The organism is Polaribacter pacificus (genome assembly GCF_038024035.1).
Classification (GTDB): Bacteria; Bacteroidota; Bacteroidia; order Flavobacteriales; family Flavobacteriaceae; genus Polaribacter; species Polaribacter pacificus.
In genome coordinates, this window is record NZ_CP150664.1 from 2,337,450 (window position 1) to 2,357,473 (window position 20,024).

General features: G+C 36.3%; 12 protein-coding genes. 7 read left to right on the forward strand and 5 right to left on the reverse strand.

What is annotated here, in order from left to right; translation table 11 throughout:
* Positions 1-50 precede the first annotated feature (50 nt).
* The 5 genes from WHC90_RS10670 (at position 51) to WHC90_RS10690 (ending at position 6,935) form a co-directional block, all read left to right on the forward strand.
* A complete protein-coding gene (locus WHC90_RS10670; RefSeq protein ID WP_188598449.1) occupies positions 51-1,634 on the forward strand; it encodes an aldehyde dehydrogenase (NADP(+)) in 1,584 nt (527 codons plus the stop codon).
* A 4-nt stretch (positions 1,635-1,638) separates the two neighbouring features.
* Positions 1,639-3,360 carry a DUF885 domain-containing protein gene (locus tag WHC90_RS10675; protein WP_188598450.1) on the forward strand — a complete coding sequence of 574 codons (1,722 nt, stop codon included), beginning with the start codon at positions 1,639-1,641 and terminating at the stop codon, positions 3,358-3,360.
* Positions 3,353-4,363 carry a 4-hydroxyproline epimerase gene (locus tag WHC90_RS10680; protein WP_188598451.1) on the forward strand — a complete coding sequence of 337 codons (1,011 nt, stop codon included), beginning with the start codon at positions 3,353-3,355 and terminating at the stop codon, positions 4,361-4,363. The genes WHC90_RS10675 and WHC90_RS10680 overlap by 8 nt, the downstream gene beginning before the upstream one ends.
* Before the next feature lie 90 nt (positions 4,364-4,453).
* The gene (locus WHC90_RS10685) at positions 4,454-5,701 is read left to right on the forward strand and encodes an NAD(P)/FAD-dependent oxidoreductase (protein ID WP_188598452.1); all 1,248 of its coding nucleotides are present in this window, start codon (positions 4,454-4,456) and stop codon (positions 5,699-5,701) included.
* A 19-nt stretch (positions 5,702-5,720) separates the two neighbouring features.
* Complete coding sequence (locus WHC90_RS10690; protein ID WP_188598453.1) at positions 5,721-6,935, forward strand: M24 family metallopeptidase; 1,215 nt, start codon at positions 5,721-5,723, stop codon at positions 6,933-6,935.
* A 48-nt stretch (positions 6,936-6,983) separates the two neighbouring features.
* Here the strand turns inward: WHC90_RS10690 and WHC90_RS10695 are convergent, their stop codons facing one another.
* On the reverse strand, positions 6,984-10,268 hold the full coding sequence (locus tag WHC90_RS10695; protein WP_188598454.1) for an amidohydrolase family protein: 3,285 nt from the start codon (positions 10,266-10,268) through the stop codon (positions 6,984-6,986).
* A gap of 51 nt (positions 10,269-10,319) precedes the next feature.
* Positions 10,320-13,385: an aminotransferase class III-fold pyridoxal phosphate-dependent enzyme gene (locus WHC90_RS10700; RefSeq protein WP_229664909.1), complete on the reverse strand. Its 3,066-nt coding sequence runs from the start codon at positions 13,383-13,385 to the stop codon at positions 10,320-10,322.
* A 184-nt stretch (positions 13,386-13,569) separates the two neighbouring features.
* Here WHC90_RS10700 and ade point away from each other — a divergent pair, with 184 nt between their 5' ends.
* Positions 13,570-15,192, forward strand: a complete 1,623-nt coding sequence (ade, locus tag WHC90_RS10705; protein ID WP_188598455.1) for an adenine deaminase — start codon at positions 13,570-13,572, stop codon at positions 15,190-15,192.
* Between the two features lie 3 nt (positions 15,193-15,195).
* On the opposite strand, the gene WHC90_RS10710 is transcribed toward ade, so the two are convergent.
* Complete coding sequence (locus WHC90_RS10710) at positions 15,196-15,699, reverse strand: GNAT family N-acetyltransferase (RefSeq protein ID WP_188598456.1); 504 nt, start codon at positions 15,697-15,699, stop codon at positions 15,196-15,198.
* A gap of 62 nt (positions 15,700-15,761) precedes the next feature.
* Between WHC90_RS10710 and WHC90_RS10715 the strand changes: the two genes are divergently transcribed.
* The gene (locus WHC90_RS10715) at positions 15,762-16,352 is read left to right on the forward strand and encodes a PhnA domain-containing protein (protein WP_188598457.1); all 591 of its coding nucleotides are present in this window, start codon (positions 15,762-15,764) and stop codon (positions 16,350-16,352) included.
* A 134-nt stretch (positions 16,353-16,486) separates the two neighbouring features.
* On the opposite strand, the gene WHC90_RS10720 is transcribed toward WHC90_RS10715, so the two are convergent.
* Positions 16,487-17,941 carry a TlpA family protein disulfide reductase gene (locus WHC90_RS10720; RefSeq protein ID WP_188598458.1) on the reverse strand — a complete coding sequence of 485 codons (1,455 nt, stop codon included), beginning with the start codon at positions 17,939-17,941 and terminating at the stop codon, positions 16,487-16,489.
* A gap of 43 nt (positions 17,942-17,984) precedes the next feature.
* Positions 17,985-19,994: a M56 family metallopeptidase gene (locus WHC90_RS10725; RefSeq protein ID WP_188598459.1), complete on the reverse strand. Its 2,010-nt coding sequence runs from the start codon at positions 19,992-19,994 to the stop codon at positions 17,985-17,987.
* Positions 19,995-20,024: the final 30 nt, after the last annotated feature.

Here is a 20,024-nt window from a genome sequence, read left to right on the forward strand (position 1 = left end):
GCTTACAAACCAGTAAATTTGAAAAAAAAACATTTAAAAAATAAGTAAGGATGATTACAGGAAAAAATTATATCGGAAATCAACTTTCTGCAAACGGAAATAAAACATATACAACATTCAATCCGCAAACCAATCAAGAAAACAAAGTTGTTTTTACAGAAGCAACTTCAGAAGAAATAGACCAAGCCGTTCTTTTAGCAACAGAGGCTTTTGCAAGTTTTAGAAACACTTCTAAAGAGCAAAAAGCAGCCTTTTTAAATGCCATTGCAGATGAGATTTTAGCTTTGGGAGATGAGCTGTTAGAAACCTATTGTTCAGAATCTGGATTGCCTCAAGGAAGAGCCATGGGAGAACGAGGAAGAACCATGGGGCAGTTGCGTAGTTTTGCTGAGTTGGTTTTAGAAGGTTCTTGGGTAGAAGCTAGCATAGACACAGCTCAACCAGACAGAGCTCCAATGCCAAAACCCGACGTTCGAAAAATGAATATTCCATTAGGACCTGTCGTTGTTTTTGGAGCCAGTAATTTTCCGTTGGCATACTCTACCGCAGGAGGAGATACAGCAGCAGCTTTAGCAGCTGGTTGTCCGGTATTGGTCAAATCACATCCAATGCATGCAGGTACTGGAGAGTTAATTTCCTCGGCTATTATCAAAGCAGCAAAAGACACAGGAATGCCAAATGGTGTTTTTTCAAATCTTAACAGTAGTGGTATCGAAGTCGGACAGCAATTGGTCAATCATCCAAAGGTAAAAGCTGTAGGTTTTACAGGAAGCATTAGAGGAGGTAGAGCCTTGTATGATTTGGCTGCCAAAAGACCAGAGCCTATCCCTGTTTTTGCAGAAATGGGAAGTGTAAACCCTGTTGTTGTACTGCCAAAAGCTTTAGAAAATAGAGCTGCAGCTTTAGCAAAAACCTATGCACAATCGATTACTTTAGGTACAGGGCAATTTTGTACTAATCCAGGCTTAATTTTAGGAATCAAAGGAGCTGCACTCACAGAATTTATAAATGTATTAGCATCTGAGATTGTGACCATAGATCCTGGATGTATGTTGCATCCTAATATTTTGGGAGCTTATGAAGCAAACAAAGAAAAAGCTATTTCGCAAGAAGGTTTAACACTTGCTGCTCATTACCAAAATGATGTGGCAACCAATTTTGCAAAACAAGCAATTGCCACTGTTAATGGAGCCACTTTTTTAGCCAATCCACAATTACATCAAGAAGTTTTTGGACCCTATTCTATTGTGGTACAATGCGATGATGCAAATCAGCTAGAAGAACTTATTTTGCAACTAGAAGGACAATTAACCGGAACGGTAATCGCAGACGATAATGAAACTGCAAACTATCCAGGTGTTATTGCAGCAGTTCAAAACAGAGTAGGACGAATTATTTTTAATGGCGTTCCGACAGGTGTAGAGGTTTGTCCATCAATGGTACACGGAGGACCTTACCCTGCATCAACAGATTCTAGATTTACTGCAGTAGGTGTTAGTTCTATTGCTCGATGGGTTCGACCATTTAGCTATCAAGATTGGCCAAATAAATTATTACCTTTAGAATTGAAAAATGAAAACCCATTGGGTATTTTACGCTTGGTCAATAATCAGAAAACAACCGATAAAATTTAAAAAGATGAAAAATAAAATCTTAGGAATGCTCATTTTAATATTGAGCATTTTTGCATGTAAAAAAGAATCTTCAAAAGATTTATTAACACAGGCGATTAAAGAATACGAAACCGAGCGGACCTATGATTTTAAAAGAAGTGAATCAGTAGAAAATACCATAGCGTATTATCAAAAGGAATCTGATTTTGCTGTGCAATTGTTGGAGAAACTTTCAAAAATTGACGCTGCTGGTTTGTCTAAAACTGATCAAATTTCTTTAGAGTTGTTAGCCTTTACCTTACAAGATAAGGTAGATACACACACCTATAAAATGTATCTAAATCCTATTACTAATGAGTCGGCTTTCCATTTAAATTTGAGCAATATGGCAAATAGGAATTTTAAAGACAAAAAGCAGGCGCTGTCTTATCTAAAGCAACTGTCTGATTTGCCAAAACGAATTGATTATAATCTAAATTTGTTAAGTGCAGGTGTTAAAGAAGGGATTTCTCAGCCAAAAGCAGTGTTTTACAACTATGAAAACACCTACGATAAGCATATTGTTTCTGATGTTACTCAAAGTGAATTTTACAAGCCTTTTATAAATTTGCCAAAGACTTTTTCTGAAAGCTTAAAGGACTCTTTAGTTGTAGAAGCAAAGAAGAGTGTGCAAAGCAATGCCATAGATCAATACAAAAAAATTAAGGCATTTTTTGAGGAAGAATATTTTCCGAATACCAGAAAAGGATTAGGAGTAAGTACAATTCCAAATGGTAAAGAATTTTATCAAAACAGAATTGATTTTTATACTACTAGCAAGGAGTATACTGCAGAGGATATTCATCAGATTGGCTTAAAAGAAGTGGCTAGAATTAAGGCAGAGATGCAGCAAATTATCACTGATTTAGGCTTTAAAGGGAGCTTTTCAGATTTTTTAAAATTCTTAAGAACAGATAAACAGTTTTATGCAAAAACGCCTAAAGAGCTGTTGATGTATGCACGTGATATTGCAAAAAGAATTGATGCAGAATTGCCGAAGTTTTTTAAAACCCTCCCAAGAAAACCTTATGGAGTTGTTCCTGTGCCAGCAGCCATTGCACCTAATTATACAAGTGGGCGCTATTCAGGATCTAGAGGTGAGACAACTGCCGGTTTTTATTGGGTAAACACCTATAATTTACCTAGTAGAACCTTATATACCATTCCTGCATTAACTGCGCATGAAGCTGTCCCTGGACATCACTTGCAAATTTCATTAAACAATGAGTTGCCAGACACATTTCCTAGATTTAGAAGAGGTTTATATCTTTCTGCTTTTGGAGAAGGTTGGGGATTGTACTCAGAATATCTAGCAGATGAAATGAATATTTATACCACTCCCTATGAAAAGTTTGGTCAGCTAACTTATGAAATGTGGAGAGCCTGTAGACTAGTTGTAGATACAGGAGTACATGCAAAAGGTTGGACCCGTCAGCAAATGATTGATTATATGGCTGCCAATACGGCTTTGTCTATGCATGAAGTAACCACAGAAACAGACCGATACATCTCTTGGCCAGGACAAGCCTTATCGTATAAGATGGGTGAGATTAAGATTCGAGAAATGCGCAAAAAAGCTGAAGCTGCTTTGGGTGAGAAATTTAATATTAGAGACTTTCACGAAGTAATTTTAGGAGAAGGAACCGTTACCTTATCCATCATAGAGAAACGAGTAAATAGTTATATAGAGCAGATAAAAAATGAGTAAGAAAACTTTTTTTTGTGTTGATGCACATACCTGTGGAAATCCTGTCCGAGTAGTTGCAGGAGGTGGTCCAAATTTGGTTGGGAACACCATGAGTGAAAAACGCCAACATTTTTTAAAAGACTATGATTGGATTCGCAAGGGGTTAATGTTTGAGCCCCGAGGTCACGATATGATGAGTGGTAGCATTCTGTTTCCACCCCATGATCCAGCCAATGATTTTGCAATTTTGTTTATAGAAACATCGGGTTGTTTGCCCATGTGTGGACACGGAACCATCGGAACCATTACCATTGCAATAGAAGAGGGTTTAATTACACCAAAAGTGCCAGGAAAAATAAGAATGGAAGCTCCAGCTGGTTTAGTAGACATCGCTTATGGTCAAACAGGAAACAAAGTTGATTGGGTTCGATTGACCAATGTCAAAAGTTATTTGGCGGCAGAAAATCTAAGTATTGATTGTCCAGAATTAGGAGAGGTTAGCTTTGATGTGGCATATGGAGGAAATTACTATGCCATAGTAGATCCTCAGAAAAACTTTTCGGGAGTCCATGATTTTACTGCGTCTAAAATTATTCAGTACTCTCAGGTAGTTAGACAAAGAATCAATGAAAAATATCCAAATCAATTTATCCATCCAGAAAATGATACCATTAGAGATGTAACCCATATGCTCTGGACAGGAAATCCAATTGACCCAACATCATCTGGGAGAAATGCTGTTTTTTATGGCGATAAAGCCATTGATAGAAGCCCTTGTGGCACAGGAACATCAGCAAGATTAGCGCAGCTATACGCAAAAGGAAAGTTGCAGCTAGGTGAGGCCTTTGTACATGAAAGTTTTATCGGGAGCAAATTTATCGGACGCGTAGAAGAAGCAACAAGTTTGGCAGGAAAACCAGCTATTATTCCAAGCATTGAAGGTTGGGCCAAAGTATATGGCTATAACAATATTATTATTGATGAAGAAGATGATCCGTATGCACATGGGTTTCAGGTAATTTAACAACATAAGTGTAGTGTAAATTAGCATTAAGAATGAACGTGTTTTTGGAAATTAGACAAAAACCTATTTGGAATTTTAATTGGAACCAAAATGAGTAAAAGTGTTGTAATTATCGGTGGAGGTATCATTGGATTGTGTACCGCCTACTACCTTCAAAAGGAAGGCTGTAAGGTAACCATAATTGATAAATCTAATTTTAGTAGTGGAGCCTCTTATGTCAATGCGGGCTATATTACACCTAGTCATTTTATTCCATTGGCAGCGCCAGGAATGATTAGCAAAGGACTAAAATGGATGTTTAATTCATCGAGTCCTTTTTATGTAAAGCCACGTTTGGATTCAGATTTTTTGCAATGGTCCTGGGCCTTTAAAAAATCAGCAACAGCAGAGAAAGTAGCACAAGCCATACCTGTTATAAAAGACATTAACCTTTTTGGACGAGACTTGTATCAAGCAATGAAAACTTCTAATGAATTTGATTTTAGTTTTGATAAAAAAGGCTTGTTAATGTATTATCAATCTGATAAGGTTGGAGAAGAAGAATGGTCAATCGGTCAACAAGGAATTAAAGAAGGTCTACAAGTTGAGTTGCTAAGCAAGGCTCAAGTAGAAACACTACAACCCAATCTAAACCTAGATATTAAAGGCGCTGTGTATTTTCATTCAGATGCCCATATGACTCCAACAGAATTTATGCCACAGCTCTTGGCGAATCTCAAGTCTAAAGGAGTGCAGATTTTTGAAAATGAAGAGGTTAAAGACTTAGAGATAGATGCTAAGGGCATTCGCAAAGTAATCACAAATAAAAGAACGCTAACAGCTGATGAATACGTTTTGGCAGCTGGTAGTTGGAGCCCTTTACTCACAAAAAAACTGGGTTTAAAAATCCCGATTCAAGCGGGTAAAGGCTACGCAATTAATGTAAAAAGAGAAACGAATATCAATATTCCTGCGATTTTAGCGGAGGCAAAAGTAGCAGTAACTCCTATGAATGGATTTACCCGTTTTGCTGGGACCATGGAAATTGGTGGAATCAACCACAATATAAATCCAGCTCGCGTTGCTGCTATTGCCGCTGCAGCAGCTCGCTATTATCCAGATATTAATATTACTACCCAAGAAAAGGCAGCAGCAGTTTGTGGTTTGAGACCCTGTTCACCAGATGGGATTCCATATATCGGAAAATCATCCAAGGCCAACAATCTAACCATTGCAACAGGACATGCAATGATGGGCTGGAGCTTAGGGCCCGCAACAGGTAAAATGGTTTCAGAGATTATTACAGGACAAAAGAGTTCTTTAAACCTAGCTCCGTTTCATCCAGATAGAAAATTTTAAAAAAGTAAATTCATTAAAAATGATAGGAATAGGAGGATCAACTATTGATCAAGAATTAAAGGCTATAGTACCCAGTGCTCATCTTGTTGAGCCCATTAAAAAGGAAGAATATCAAGCGAGAATTCAGAAAGCTTGTGCTTTGATGAAAACTAAAAACATTAAGGTTCTGTATTTAAATGCAGGGACCAACTTGTATTATTTTACAGGAATGAAATGGAATTCTAGTGAACGAATGGTAGGAGCGCTTTTATTTCAAGACGGATCACTTCATTTTATAGCTCCAGAATTTGAAAAAGGCACCATCCTAGATTTTATGCTTATAGAAGGAGAGATTCATTGTTGGGAAGAGCATGAGTCTCCATATCAACTCTGTATGGATATACTTACTTCAAAGTCATTGACAGAGGGAGTAATCGCTCTAGATGAGAGTACGCCATTTTTTATTGTTGATGGTCTTGAGCACTGCAAAGGTCGTTTTGATTTTATCAATGCGAAAAGCATTACAGCAACCTGTAGGATGGTAAAGTCTGATGCAGAAATTGCCATCATGCAACAGGCCATGAACATTACCTTAGAGGTGCAAAAAGCAGCTGCAAGAATTTTAAGGGTCGGTATTTCTGCCAAAGAAGTAACTGATTTTATTCATCAAGCTCATATTAGATACGGAATTCCTTCGGGCTCTTATTTTTGTATCGTACTATTTGGTGTAGATTCGTCATTTCCTCATGGTGTAAAATCACCAAAAAATTTAGAAGAAAATGAAGTAGTCTTAATTGATACAGGTTGTATGCTACACCACTATATTTCTGATCTTACAAGAACCTATGTTTTTGGAGAAGCTAATGACTTACAACGAAAAATTTGGAACATCGAAAAAGAAACCCAACAGGCAGCTTTTGATGCTGCACAGCTTGGAGGGACTTGCGCAATGGTAGATGCAGCATCTAGACGTGTATTAGAATCACATAAGTTAGGACCTGATTACAAATTGCCAGGGCTGCCTCACAGAACAGGTCATGGAATCGGCTTAGACATTCACGAGTGGCCATATTTGGTTAGCAGCGATCAGACTATTTTAGAAGCAGGAATGACCTTTAGTAATGAGCCAATGATTTGTGTCCCTAATGAGTTTGGAATTCGATTTGAAGACCATATTTATATGACTAGCACAGGGCCAAAATGGTTTACTGAACCCATGAAGACCATCGAAGACCCGTTTGGGTACTCGTCTTAATTATATAAAAAAACCTTAGGTGTTTGCCTAAGGTTTTTTTGTGTTTACTTAGTTAGCGTGACAGCTACAGGTTGGTATGGTAAAACTGTTGGTGGCTGCATTCAAAGGAACCCCTTGATTGTATTTGCCATTTTCCCAATAAAACTTTGTGCGTGGCTTATTGTAATTGCCAATTTCATTCATGGTGTTAATGTCATACAAACGACCATTAACCATAGTATAATGAACAGAGTTCGAATTTTGTATGTCTTCTAAAGGGTTTTTGTCGAGTACAATTAAATCGGCTAATTTTCCAACTTTTAAAGAGCCTAACTCATCTCCAACACCTATGTATTCTGCACCATTAATGGTGGCAGCTTTTAGGGCTTCTAAATTGCTTAGCCCACCTTGTTGTAGCATCCACAGCTCCCAGTGAGCTCCCAAACCTTGTAATTGACCATGAGCTCCTAAATTTACTTTGACACCAAGTTTAGAAAGATCTGTTACTGTTTTAGAAGTCAAAATATGGCCATTTTCATATTCTTCGTCCGGAATCATTGTTCTGTGACGCGATCGGGTATCAACCACATAACGAGGCGTGTACTTAAGGAGTGTTTTGTTTTCCCATACATTGCTTTTTTGATACCAGTAATATTCACCACTCATTCCTGCATAATTTACAATCAAAGTAGGCGTATAGCCAGTTGCGCTATTTTTCCAGAGCGTCAATACATCTTTATATACTGGAGCTACCGGTATGTTGTGCTCAATTCCGGTATGACCATCAAAGATCATACTCATATTTGAATAGAAGTTAGAGCCCCCTTCAGGAACGACATTTACACCCAGTTCTTTTGCTGCTTGCATAATTTGCTGACGTTGTTCTCTTCTTGGTTGGTTGTAACTTTTTACTGATTTTGCCCCAAAAGCTTTGGTTCTTGCAATGGCAAAGCGCGCATCGTCTAAGCTGTTAACCACTGCTTTAAAATCACCTTCGGCACCATATAAGATAAAGCCAGTAGAAAACATTCTAGGCCCAACAATTTCTCCACTACGTTGTAATTCTTCAAGTGTAAAAGCTGCCGCAGTATTTACAGAAGGGTCATGAGAGGTGGTTACTCCAAAGGCTAAGTTTGTGTAAAACTGCCAGTGTTTTTGAGTGCTTAGCCCGTTTCTAAAAGCACCTACATGGGCATGTACATCTACCATTCCTGGCATGATGGTTTTGCCCTTCATATCATAAATTTTTGTTCCTGACGGAATCTTAACGCTTGATGATTTTCCTATTTTTTCTATCTCATTTTGATTCACAATGATGGTTCCACTTTCGATAATTTTATCGTTTTCCATAGTAATCAAACGCGCATTGGTAAAGGCGATTCTGCCTTGTGGTACATCGGTTTTAACCTCGAGTCCAACTTTTATTCCTGCTGGAGCATTGCTAATCAAATTAGTGTTGGCAAAAGGGTTCTGCGTATTGTCAGTGATGTTTTTAGTAAAGTATTCATCACCTAAAGTCCAATGAACCTGCTTACTATTGTTAGACCAATGCAAGTTGATTCCCGCATTTTCTGATAAGCTTTCGACTTTAAAAGAACTGCTATTGGTGTCTAAGTTAATGGTACTTCCGTTATGAACAAAAGGAGCCACATACAATTTGTGCAAATGAATAAATGAAATCCATTTATTGTCAGGGCTAGGGACCAATCTATTTGCATGTTTAGAACTAAAATGACTTTGTCTTTTTTGACCTTCTAAATCAAAACTGACTAAGGTTTTGGTTAGTCCTCCCATAAACGAGCCACCGGTTTGAACAAAAATGCGATCTCCTTTGGCGTTAAAGATTGGAAAATCACCTCCGTCTGCAATTTTTTTAGCTTCGCTTCCATTGGCATTCATTAAATAAATTCCAGTTTTTTTAGTAAAATCATAGCCTTGATCTCCGTTTCCTCCTTCTTTTTTATAGACAATTTTTTGATTGTTAGGTGCAAATGAAGGCATTCTATAGATCCCTTTTTCTTTGGTTAATTGTTGATGATTACTTCCGTTGATGTCAATTTTATGAACTGCACCCAAGTTTTCATCGTTCCACGTAACAAATACCACTGATTTTCCATCCGAAGAAAAACTTGGGTCTCCTTCAAAATCAGTTAGGTTGGTGATTCTTTGTGGGGTTCCGTTTGGTAAACTTTTTCTGTAGATATGTCCAAGCGAAGTAAAGATGAGTGTTTTACCATCTGCAGAGGTCTTGGCATCTTTAATCATTTTAGAGGTAAAGCTTTTACTAAAGACCTGTCTTTTTACTTTTTGGGTCTCTGCCAGCTTAATTTTCTCATCCACTTCAAAAGGGATTTCTGTTAGCTTTTTAGTATCAATATTTAATTTGTTTATTTTTCCACCAGACCAAATAATCAAGTCTTTGTTGTTTTTAAGCCAAGTAAAATGAGGATAGACACCAAACACAGCCCAAGCTTCTTGCTGGTCTTTGTTTAGGTCAAAATACACAGGCCATTCTTCTCCAGTTTCTAAGTTGTGGATGTATAAAACAGATTTGGTTCTTACCCGCTTAACAAAAGCGAGAAGTTTTCCATCTTTAGAAATAACGGGTCTTGCAGCACCACCTGGACCACCAGTAATCTGTTTTATTTTACCGGTAGTAAAATCATATTGTTTAATGACATAGATCTGATTGTTAGGGTCTTTGTTGTAGTTAAAAGCGCCTCCAGGATACATGTCTTCTGCAAAATAAAGATACCTTCCGTCAGATGATATAGAAGGGTCATTGACATCTTGCTGGTCGTTCTTTCTACTTGTCAACTTAAGGCCTGCAGCTCCAGATAATGGGTATTGCCACATTTCTCCAGCACCTACAGAACGAGTAGAGGTATAGTGTTTTCTCGCTACTACTGATTTTCCGTCTGGAGTCCAAACGGCATTGTTAAGCAGTCTAAATTTTTCTTTGGTTAAAGATTTTGCATTTTTACCATCGGCAGTCATAATCCAGATATTGTTACCGCCTTCTGCATCACTGGTAAATGAAATATACTGACCATTTGGACTAAAACGCGGTTGCACTTCATAGGCCAAACCAGTTCTTAAAGGAGTTGCTTTTCCACCTGTGATAGGCATGGTGTAGATGTCTCCTAATAAATCAAAAACGATGGTTTTTTCATCCGGGCTTACATCTAAGTTCATCCAAGTACCTTCTGAGGTTTTTAAACGAAAAGATTTGTATTTCCAGTCTTTATAAGGGTTGTTTACATCCCACTTTTCTGGTTTTTCAGCTGTTTTCTTTTGAGCAAAAGAACTAAAAGAAATTAAAATTGCAAAGATCAATGATAAAATAGTACGCATGATGCTATGATTTAATGGTTGATTGATAATTTTTAGGTGTATAAATATAAGCTATTTAAATGAGAGCTTTAAAGGGTCTTCAGCAAGTATGTCCTCTAGACAAGCTATGAGTTCTTCGGCGTTTTGTTGTGAAAAAACCAATGGAGGTTTAATTTTTAAGACATTGTTATCTGGTCCATCAGAGCTCATTAGAATGCCGTGGTCTTTCATTCGGTTAATAAGATAAGCTGTTTGCTCACTTAGCGGACGCAGCTTTGCATCCACCAATTCAATGCCTAAAAATAAACCTTCACCTCTGATATCTCCTATAATAGGGAATCGCAATGCTAGTTTTCTGAGTTCAGATTTTAAGAACTCCCCAACAGTAAAAGCATTTTCTTGAAGCTTTTCTCGACTAACCGTTTGTAATACTTCGGTGGCAATGGCACAAGAAACAGGATTTCCTCCAAACGTATTAAAGTACTCCATGCCGTTGGCAAACTTTTCTGCAATTTCGGCTGTACAAGCAACTGCGGCAATAGGATGCCCATTGCCAAGCGGCTTCCCAATGGTAACAATATCTGGACATACTTGATGAAGTTGGAATCCCCAAAACGTTTTCCCCATTCGACCACAACCTGTTTGTACTTCATCAGAAATACAAACACCTCCTGCTGCTCTGGTTTTTTGATAGGCAATTTCTAAAAATCCTTGAGGGAGCTCAATTTGCCCACCACAACTAATAATTGGTTCTAAGATAAGTGCCGCAACGCCTCTCCCTTTTTTGGAGATTCTATCGATACAGTTTTGAACTTCTTGGGCATAGGCGGTAGCTGTATTTTTACCTTTGTATGTCCCTCTAAAAGAATCAGGAAGTGGAAATATATGGGTGTGCTCTGGTGCTCCTGATCCTCCTTTGCCGTCAAATTTGTATGAGCTAATGTCTATACAGGCATTGGTATTGCCATGGTAGCCATACTCACTGGCTATGATATCTCTTTGTCCTGTTGCAGCTTTTGCCATTCTCAGTGCCAACTCATTGGCTTCACTGCCAGAATTAACAAAGTGTAAAACACTTAATTCTTTAGGTAAGGTTTTTAGCAGTTCTTTTGCAAGTGTGTTTATGTTTTTGTGTAAATAGCGCGTATTGGTATTAATCAAGGCCATTTGCTCTTGCCCTGCTTTTACAACGGCGTAATGCTCATGCCCTACATGGGCTACATTATTTACGGTGTCAAGGTATTTTTTTCCGTTTTGATCCATTAAATACTGACCAGAACCACGGACCATTTTAAGAGGTATTTTGTATTGTAAACTTAAGCTTTTCCCGAGGTGTTCAGTCCTAAACTCTATGAGTTTGTCATTAGTGCTATTAGATTCTTTTACCGATTCTTTGGTTTTAAAAAGCAGGGATGGATCAGGGCAAATACTCTCCCAAACAGCTTTTTGTTCATAAAAAGCAACTCCAGGAAAATCATCTTTAAAATCCAATAAAGACAGCATCAACTGAAAATGAAGGTGTGGGGCCCAAGATCCATTTTCTTCGGGAGTACCCAAATACCCGATGGCATCGCCTTTCTTTAATTTTTCAGTAAGTGATTGATTGTCAATGCTTTCTTTGGATAAATGCCCATAAAGCGAATAAAAGTCAAAGCTGTCTGTTTGATGCTTTAGGATGATAAGTCCTCCGTAATTTTTAAAACCTTTACAATAGGTAGCAACCACAATTTCTCCATCGAGGATTGCATGAATTGCTGTGCTCTTAGGAAGCCAATAGTCAACACCCAAATGGATGGTTCTGCTCATTCTACCATTATTGCCAATAGCATCAAAATCAGTAGAGGTATATAAAGGTCTTGGCTCAAGATAGCCTCCAGCAAGGATGGATTTAGGCTGTGTTTTTTGTAGTTTTTGTAGTTTGTAGGCAAATAAATCCAAGTCATTAAAATCTTGCTGATGCCCGATCCATGAACTAGCCACGCTTAAGTCTAGCGGATAGGTGCTGCTCTTTTGAATGCTTGGAAACAAATCAGTCAATGAAAAATGAATAGATGCTGCCCAGTCTTTAAAAGCATTTTCGTTGGGATGTGAAGCAAATCCACAGGCAGCTCGAAAGCAATAATGCGCAAAATCTTTATGGGTGCTTCTCCATTTTTTTAACAGCTCCCAAGCGGGTTTTTCACTAATTAAAAGATACTCGTTGTCTGGGTTTTTTATTTTGTTGATGGCAGATTTGCACACCGAAATCACCAATCTCATGCCAATTAAGTTGTAGAGGAATTCCAATTCTTTTTCTAGAAGCGGTAAGCTCTTGTGATACCCTGCTACTATCGGGAGTGCTGCTGTTAAAGGATCTTTATGATTCATGATTGCATAGGCACAGCTAACGGCAACATCATTGATAACCTGGCTATAGACCGCATCACCATAATCAATAAGTGCGACTACTTTTGGGGCAAATAAATCATCAGAGACCAAAATGTTATTGTCATTGGCATCGTTGTGAATGACAGATTTTGGCAAGAGGTTATAGGTTTTTTGATGAGCTTCAAAATCAGATAAAAAAAAGGTGACTAGGTCTTTTTCTTTGGGAGTAAAGGCAGCTAAATGTTCTTTTACCCATAGAGCCTGTGCAAGATCCCAATCAAATATTCTGTTGGCTTTTGGGTGTTCAAAGCCCTTTAATGATTTTGTTAATTGACCACATAGTTGCCCAAGACCAAAACGCAGCTCGTCTAACTGAGGGTTTGCCTCAGACCAAAGTCTACCGGGAATCCATGTTAAAAGACGCAAGTATCTTTGTGTTCCATCACTATGAACAAAGGATGTAATTGCCTGCCCTTTTACATCTAAAATAATCTTAGGAATGCAGATTTCTGGATTGGCATCCCTAGCATATTGCAATAGTTTTTGTTGAAAATCAAGGTTATCAAGTGCTTCATTTTCATGAGAAATTTTTAAAATATATGAGTTGTTTTCAGTAGTCACTATTTTAAAATTATGATCAACTTCTCCTGGGAGTTTGCTAGCAGACCCTATACTGTTGTAGTGTTCTAACAAGAGTTTTTCTGCTAGTTCTATGGTTATTTTTTTAGAAGACGAATTCATATCCATTGTTGCGATTAGTTTTTTATACATCTGTCAACTGATGTATAAAATAAACGCTTTAAAAATACTTAAATCTTTGAGTATAATTAGGGTCTAATTTGCTTTTCGTTAAGATTAGCCTAATCTTGGTTAGTATTGTATTAGCAATGCAAGTAACCTTGCGAATAGAGTCCGTAGAATTCTTTGTAATTTTACAGTTCCTAAATAGAAACTTATGAAGATCCAAGGAAACATAGTAGACATTGTAAACAAACAAATTTTTAAGGGTGAGATACTCGTTGAAAACGGAAAAATAAAAAGCATACAAGCGTCTAATCATAAGGTTGAAAACTATATCATTCCTGGATTTGTTGATGCGCATATTCATATAGAAAGTTCAATGCTAGTACCCTCAGAGTTTGCTAAAGTAGCAGTTTTGCACGGTACCGTTGCCACTGTTTCTGATCCGCATGAAATAGCCAATGTGTTAGGAGTAGAAGGTGTTGATTTTATGATCGCCAACGGAAAACAAGTGCCTTTAAAATTTCATTTTGGAGCTCCAAGTTGTGTGCCTGCCACCTCTTTTGAAAGTGCTGGTGCTGTGATTGATTCTGAGGATATAAAAAAAATGATGGAGAATCCAGATATCAACTATTTGGCAGAAATGATGAACTATCCTGGGGTGCTTTTTGACGATGCAGAAGTGATGGCAAAAATAAAGCATGCAAAAGATAATAACAAACCCATCGATGGACATGCACCTGGATTGAGAGGTGCTGATGTAAGCAAGTATATCGCAGCAGGAATCTCTACTGATCACGAGTGTTTTAGCTATGATGAAGCTCTAGAGAAATTAGAAAAAGGAATGAAAGTCCTCATTAGAGAGGGTAGTGCGGCAAAGAATTTTGAAGCTTTAATTGCACTAGCTCCAGAGCATTATAAAAACATGATGTTTTGTTCTGATGACAAGCACCCTGATGATTTGTTAGTCGGACACATCAATCAACTTTGTGAGCGTGCAGTAGCTAAAGGAGTTGATGTTTTTAAGGTTTTAGAGATGGCCTGTATAAATCCGGTAAAACATTATAAAATGGATGTTGGTTTGCTGCAGCTAAACGATGCAGCTGATTTTATTGTGGTAGAAGATTTAAAATCATTTAAGGTTTTAGAAACCTATATAGAAGGTCATTTGGTTGCCAAACAGGGAGAATCCTTTGTGCAATCTGTCACTTTTGATCTGTTGAATAACTTTAATACAAACCCCAAAAACAGTGCTGATTTTGAGTTTTTGACAACGGCTACTACCATGCAGGTGATAGAGGCATTAGATGGTGAGCTCATTACAAATTCCATACAAGAAAAAGCAAAAATTATTAAAGGAAATTTGGTTTCAGATCCCGATAGAGATTTGTTAAAAATGACGGTAGTCAATCGCTATAAAGACAGTAAACCATCTATTGCGTTTATAAAAAATATTGGACTAAAAACGGGAGCCATTGCAAGTTCAGTAGGACATGATTCTCATAATATCATAGCCGTAGGGGTCTCTGATGAGGCTATTTGCAAAGCGGTCAACTTAATTATAAAACACAAAGGAGGTGTTTGTGCAATTACAGAATCAGAAGAACTGATTGTGCCTTTGCCTGTTGCTGGAATCATGAGTGATCAATCAGCAAAAGACGTTGGGTTAGCCTATGCTCAATTAGATTTGATGGCAAAAAAGATGGGTAGCACTTTAAGAGCTCCTTACATGACCTTATCCTTTATGGCACTGTTGGTCATTCCTTCATTAAAATTATCAGACCAAGGCTTGTTTGATGGTCGTGCCTTTGCATTTACAAATCTAATACAGGATTAAATCTTATTTAAAAACATATTCAAATAGTGCTTCTTCTGCATCAAATACTTTTTTTAAGCCTTTGGCCTCAAAGCCAATTTTGATTAAGAGATTTTGTGAGGGTGTATTGCTTGGTTTTGTAAAGGCCAAAACTTTTGGGTATTGGAGCTCTTCTGAAATATACTTCATTAAGCGTAGGGTTGCTTCTCTAGCATAGCCTTTGCCTCTGCCTTTGGGTAAAAACCCATAGCCTAGATCTACCGTTTTTAAAGCCTCTCTTTTGATAAGGGTACTAACGCCGATAGATTCACCTGTTTTGGTAATCCTAACCACGTAAAAACCAAGACCTCTGTAATTAAAATTTGGGATAAGCGTATTTTTTATATAGGCTTCTACTGCATCAATATTTTCTAACTTACTGTCTCGAATGTTTGCGATCCAATCTTTGTCCGTAAGCAAGTTGTAATAAAAAGCTGCGTCGGATGGTTTAATCGGTTGTAGGTTGATTCGGTCTGCTCGTAAAATCATTGGTTAAAAATAAGGAGATAAATTTATAAAAATGTACTTTTACGCTATTAAAAAAAAATCTCATGAGTTTATTACAAGACCTAGAAAACAGAAGCGGAAATCAATGTGAATTTTGTGCCGCAACAAACCAATTGTCAGTTTATGAATTAAAACCAGTATCTACCGGAGGTGTTGATGGTTCTGTATTGGCTTGCGAAACCTGTATTTCTCAAATAGAAAATCCAGAAACTACAGACGCAAATCACTGGCGCTGTTTAAACGATAGTATGTGGAGTGAGCACAGCCCAGTTAAAATAGCTGTTTGGCGTATGCTTTCTCGTTTGAGAAAAGAAGGATGGCCGCAAGATTTGTTGGATATGATGTATTTAGAAGATGATGAATTGCGTTTGGCAAAAGAGTCTGGTGACCATTTAGACGAGAGTGAAAAAATAATTCACAGAGACGCTAACGGAGCCATTTTACAAGCAGGTGATTCTGTGGTGCTAATCAAAGACTTAAAAGTAAAAGGATCTAGTATGGTTGCCAAGCAAGGTACAGCAGTGAGAAGAATTTCTTTGGATCATGAAAACGCAAAGTATATAGAAGGAAAAGTAGGGCCTACACAAATTGTAATCATTACAGATTATGTTAAGAAAATGTCTGAAAAAGAATAATATAAACGCTTTAAATTTTAAAAACCCTTTGTTAATCACAAAGGGTTTTTCGTTTTTATAAATCTATAGGTTTGTACTCCAATCACTTTTTAATCTCTTTTTGGTAAGAGAGAAAAAGAAAGTTAATAGCTGTTTTATTTACTAATATAGCTAGCAATCAATTTTTTTAAACCTGGATCACTTGGTCTTGGAGCATTATCATCAATTATTACGCCATTTTTATCGAAAAGTAAATAACGAGGAATGGTCTTTATTTTGTATTGTTGATACAAGGATGATTTTTCCCAGTTAGAAATTCTATAACTGTGTTTATACTGATCTATTTTTTCCATTTTTGAAGCTCTTTTCCAAGCTAAAATATCTTTGTCAGTTGATATTTCTATGACTGTAAGTTTAGAGTCATCAAATTCTTTTTTTAATTCTTTTAAAAAAGGCATTTCTCTTCGGCATGGAGCGCACCAACTAGCCCAAAAATCAACCAATACAACCTTTCCTTTTTCTTTTTTTAAAATCTCATTAAAGTCAACGGGTTTTTCAGAGAGCATTGTTGTTAAGCTGCCCGTTGGATTTTTTATAGCGCTTTTTGTGCTTTCTTGATATGCGGTGATTCGCTCAATAAAATCTAGATCTTCTTTTTCTTTAGCAATCGTTTTAAAATGTTCTAAGTACTTGTTAAATTTACTGTTTTCTAAATTTTTAATGCCTTCTAAATAGCCTCTCAGAACCATCGTTTTTAAACTGCCAGTTAAAAAGGTTGGTTCTTTTAGTATATAATCATAATATCCTGAAGGTTTTAGACGTGCTTTAGTGTTTTTAAAGTAACGATATCGAAATACACTTTTTAAAAACGCAATATAGGTTTCATTTGTTGACAGTTTTTCATTATCTAGCGGTATTCCCAAAGCATTGATGTCAATACTTACTTTGTCATTGATCGCCTGATATATTCTTGATGTGGCATAAATAAATGGGATTTCAACTTCTTTTTGCTCTTTAAAGTCAGAAGAAATGAGTTGTTTTTTAGTTAAACTATCGAGTAATAACTGTGTGTTTTGCTTATTTTTTTCAATATCTAATGCAGCTCTAACAAAAGGAGCTTTTTTGTCTACAACAAAGGCTCTTGTTTCTATATTTTTTTGATAGAGTAAATAATCAAAATTTAACTCATAATAATTTGCAACTCGATTTGTAACTCGATAGGTTGGATACAAAACCTTAATTTTATCTAGTATCGTTAGTGGGGTAAAATCAATTTGAACGCTGTCTCCTTTTTGAAAACAAAAATCATATTTAAAACTAGCCTTAATCGGACTACCTCCTAAAACATGTAGCTCATTTTCTACAAATAGCGTGATGCTAGAACGTTTATGTTTTTTACCCAAATAAAGAAGATCTGGCATGGCTTGAAACTCATCGTAGCGTACGTTAAAGAATGCATTCTCGATGCTGTCATTTACAGTAATGGTCACTTCGTTCGGAAGTTCCTTTTTTAGAGGTTCAATATTTTCTTTAATGATTGTTTTCTCTTTAAAGTCTTTTTTACAAGATAATAAAGAGAAAACAAGAATTGCGTAAAGTGCTTTTTTCAAATTTAAAATGGTATTAATTAAGGTTTGCTTTTAGATCAAGAGCTTAAATTGTCATGTTTGTGATTCCATACTTCTTAAAGATAATAGCCAATTTTTGAACATGAGGTTTTACTAGTTTGGTGTCTTTATTATCTAAAACATATTGAATATAGGGAACCTGTATTAAATCATTTCCGTTTTCTTTTAATGTTATTATTTTGATTTTTGATTTAAATAGATTTATCTCAATATCATCTTGGTATTCTTTAGAGTTTGATGGTTTTGAACGAAACTTGTTTAAGTCTTTAGATTTAGCAAACACAAAAGTGTTTTTAATCTCATTTGTAGACAATTTTGAAAGTAGTTCCTCAATAGATGCTAAAGAGATTGGCTCAAAAGTTTTAAAAGTATCATCTGTGTTAATAGAAAAAAACCCTTCAGGTGATATAGAAATTGCAAGCTGACGTTTATTAGAATCTTTATTACCATTAACATTTATTACTTCTGGTTTTGGCAACACTAAAGATGGTTCAATCACTTGATCCCTTTGTTTAGGAGTCATCTCCTTATACATTTGTTTAATGCGAGTCATATAGGGTTTACCCGTTTTTGGAGCAGCTTGTATTTTCTTTACAAAATGCTTATACGTATAAATAGTATCCATTGGTGGTGGTAAATTCTTCTTAACAGTAGCAACATTCTCCTTTTTTTCTTTTTTAGGTGAATTAAGCGATTTAAAAAAAATCATTGGTTGCTTTTTACTGGTCTCTCCTCTATAATTTGGATCTTTTTTTCTCTTCTCCTTATAATCTTCAAAATCACGAACTCTTTTATTATTTCTAGTCTCAAAAAAATCATTTGTGGTTAAATGTGCTTGATATTCTTGTGGAAATCGTTCTGATCGTGCATTTTTATAAACAAAACTAATAAAGTAGCTCGAAAAATCAGAATTGGTATAGGTATCTAAAATACTGTTGTCAACAACTTTTTCATTTATCCAGATTGCATATTTTTCTGAATTTTTTAAGTCAGATATTATTTTTTCTGAAGGGATCTTCTTTTTAAACAACAAAGGCATAGGACTCCCTAGCATTTTTTTCTCTTCAGGGGTCATTTCAGGATAGGATTTTTCAATTTTGTTCCCATTTTTATCTGTGTATTTTAAAATTACATTTTTATATACATAGTCTCTATATAGATCTTCTTCTGAAAGATTCGTAGTCAATTTTTTAATTTCTTTGACTTGTGGTTTTTCATTTTGTTTTGCTTCTACACGTTGTGCAAAGGCAAAGATAAATCCTGCTACTACTGGTACTACCAATAGTTTTTTAATCAAGATTTTTGTTTTGGAACTCGGTGTTGTCATCATGAGTAATCTTTTTTTAGTGAGTGAATAATTTAAATTACTGGCCAAGTAACTGCTGTTGTTCTGAGTGGTTAACTGTAGTAATAAGTTTTGGTACTCGGAAATATTGTTATGGGTGTTTAGTACGGCTTGATCGGCTAAAAACTCGTGATTTAACTGGATGGCTTTTTTGTACCATTTAAATATTGGAACTATCCAAAAAACGAGATGTAGCAACTCTATAAAAATAATATCAATAGAGTGTTTTTGCTTTACATGTGCCAGCTCATGGGTTAAGATTAGCTGTTCAGATTGATCTTTAACATAAGCTTGTTTGTTCAGAAAAATATAACTTAAAAAGGTATGAGGTAAGATCTCTTCTTTAAGTAAAATTACCGTTGCACTATAGTAATTTAGTCGCTCATTTTTTCTGACCTTCGCAATGATTTTATAAATGCTTTTTATAAAGATAAAGGCAAGGATACTGCTAATTAGTATATACAAACCACTAAGGTAAACTTCATAATTGATTGTGTTTACTTGAGCAGGAGCATCAATACTGACTGTATTTAAAAATGCGATATCAGTAACAGGTTGTTGCTGCGGTTGCTGCTGTTCTAAACCTATAAAGTTTTCAGCTGCGGTAGCTGGAACATATATTATATAACTAGGAATTAGAAAAGAAACAAGGATGCTTCCCAACAAGTACCATCTATTAAATTGGTGCATTTTTTCGCGCTCTAGCACTAGGTAGTAAAA

Excerpts from the sequence above, each read along its gene's own strand:
- ade (WP_188598455.1), top strand. The coding sequence starts at position 13,570 with ATGAAGATCCAAGGAAACATAGTAGACATTGTAAACAAACAAATTTTT.
- WHC90_RS10715 (WP_188598457.1), top strand. The coding sequence starts at position 15,762 with ATGAGTTTATTACAAGACCTAGAAAACAGAAGCGGAAATCAATGTGAA.
- WHC90_RS10685 (WP_188598452.1), top strand. The coding sequence starts at position 4,454 with ATGAGTAAAAGTGTTGTAATTATCGGTGGAGGTATCATTGGATTGTGT.
- WHC90_RS10725 (WP_188598459.1), bottom strand. The coding sequence starts at position 19,994 with ATGCACCAATTTAATAGATGGTACTTGTTGGGAAGCATCCTTGTTTCT.
- WHC90_RS10670 (WP_188598449.1), top strand. The coding sequence starts at position 51 with ATGATTACAGGAAAAAATTATATCGGAAATCAACTTTCTGCAAACGGA.
- WHC90_RS10710 (WP_188598456.1), bottom strand. The coding sequence starts at position 15,699 with ATGATTTTACGAGCAGACCGAATCAACCTACAACCGATTAAACCATCC.
- WHC90_RS10690 (WP_188598453.1), top strand. The coding sequence starts at position 5,721 with ATGATAGGAATAGGAGGATCAACTATTGATCAAGAATTAAAGGCTATA.
- WHC90_RS10700 (WP_229664909.1), bottom strand. The coding sequence starts at position 13,385 with ATGTATAAAAAACTAATCGCAACAATGGATATGAATTCGTCTTCTAAA.
- WHC90_RS10680 (WP_188598451.1), top strand. The coding sequence starts at position 3,353 with ATGAGTAAGAAAACTTTTTTTTGTGTTGATGCACATACCTGTGGAAAT.
- WHC90_RS10695 (WP_188598454.1), bottom strand. The coding sequence starts at position 10,268 with ATGCGTACTATTTTATCATTGATCTTTGCAATTTTAATTTCTTTTAGT.
- WHC90_RS10675 (WP_188598450.1), top strand. The coding sequence starts at position 1,639 with ATGAAAAATAAAATCTTAGGAATGCTCATTTTAATATTGAGCATTTTT.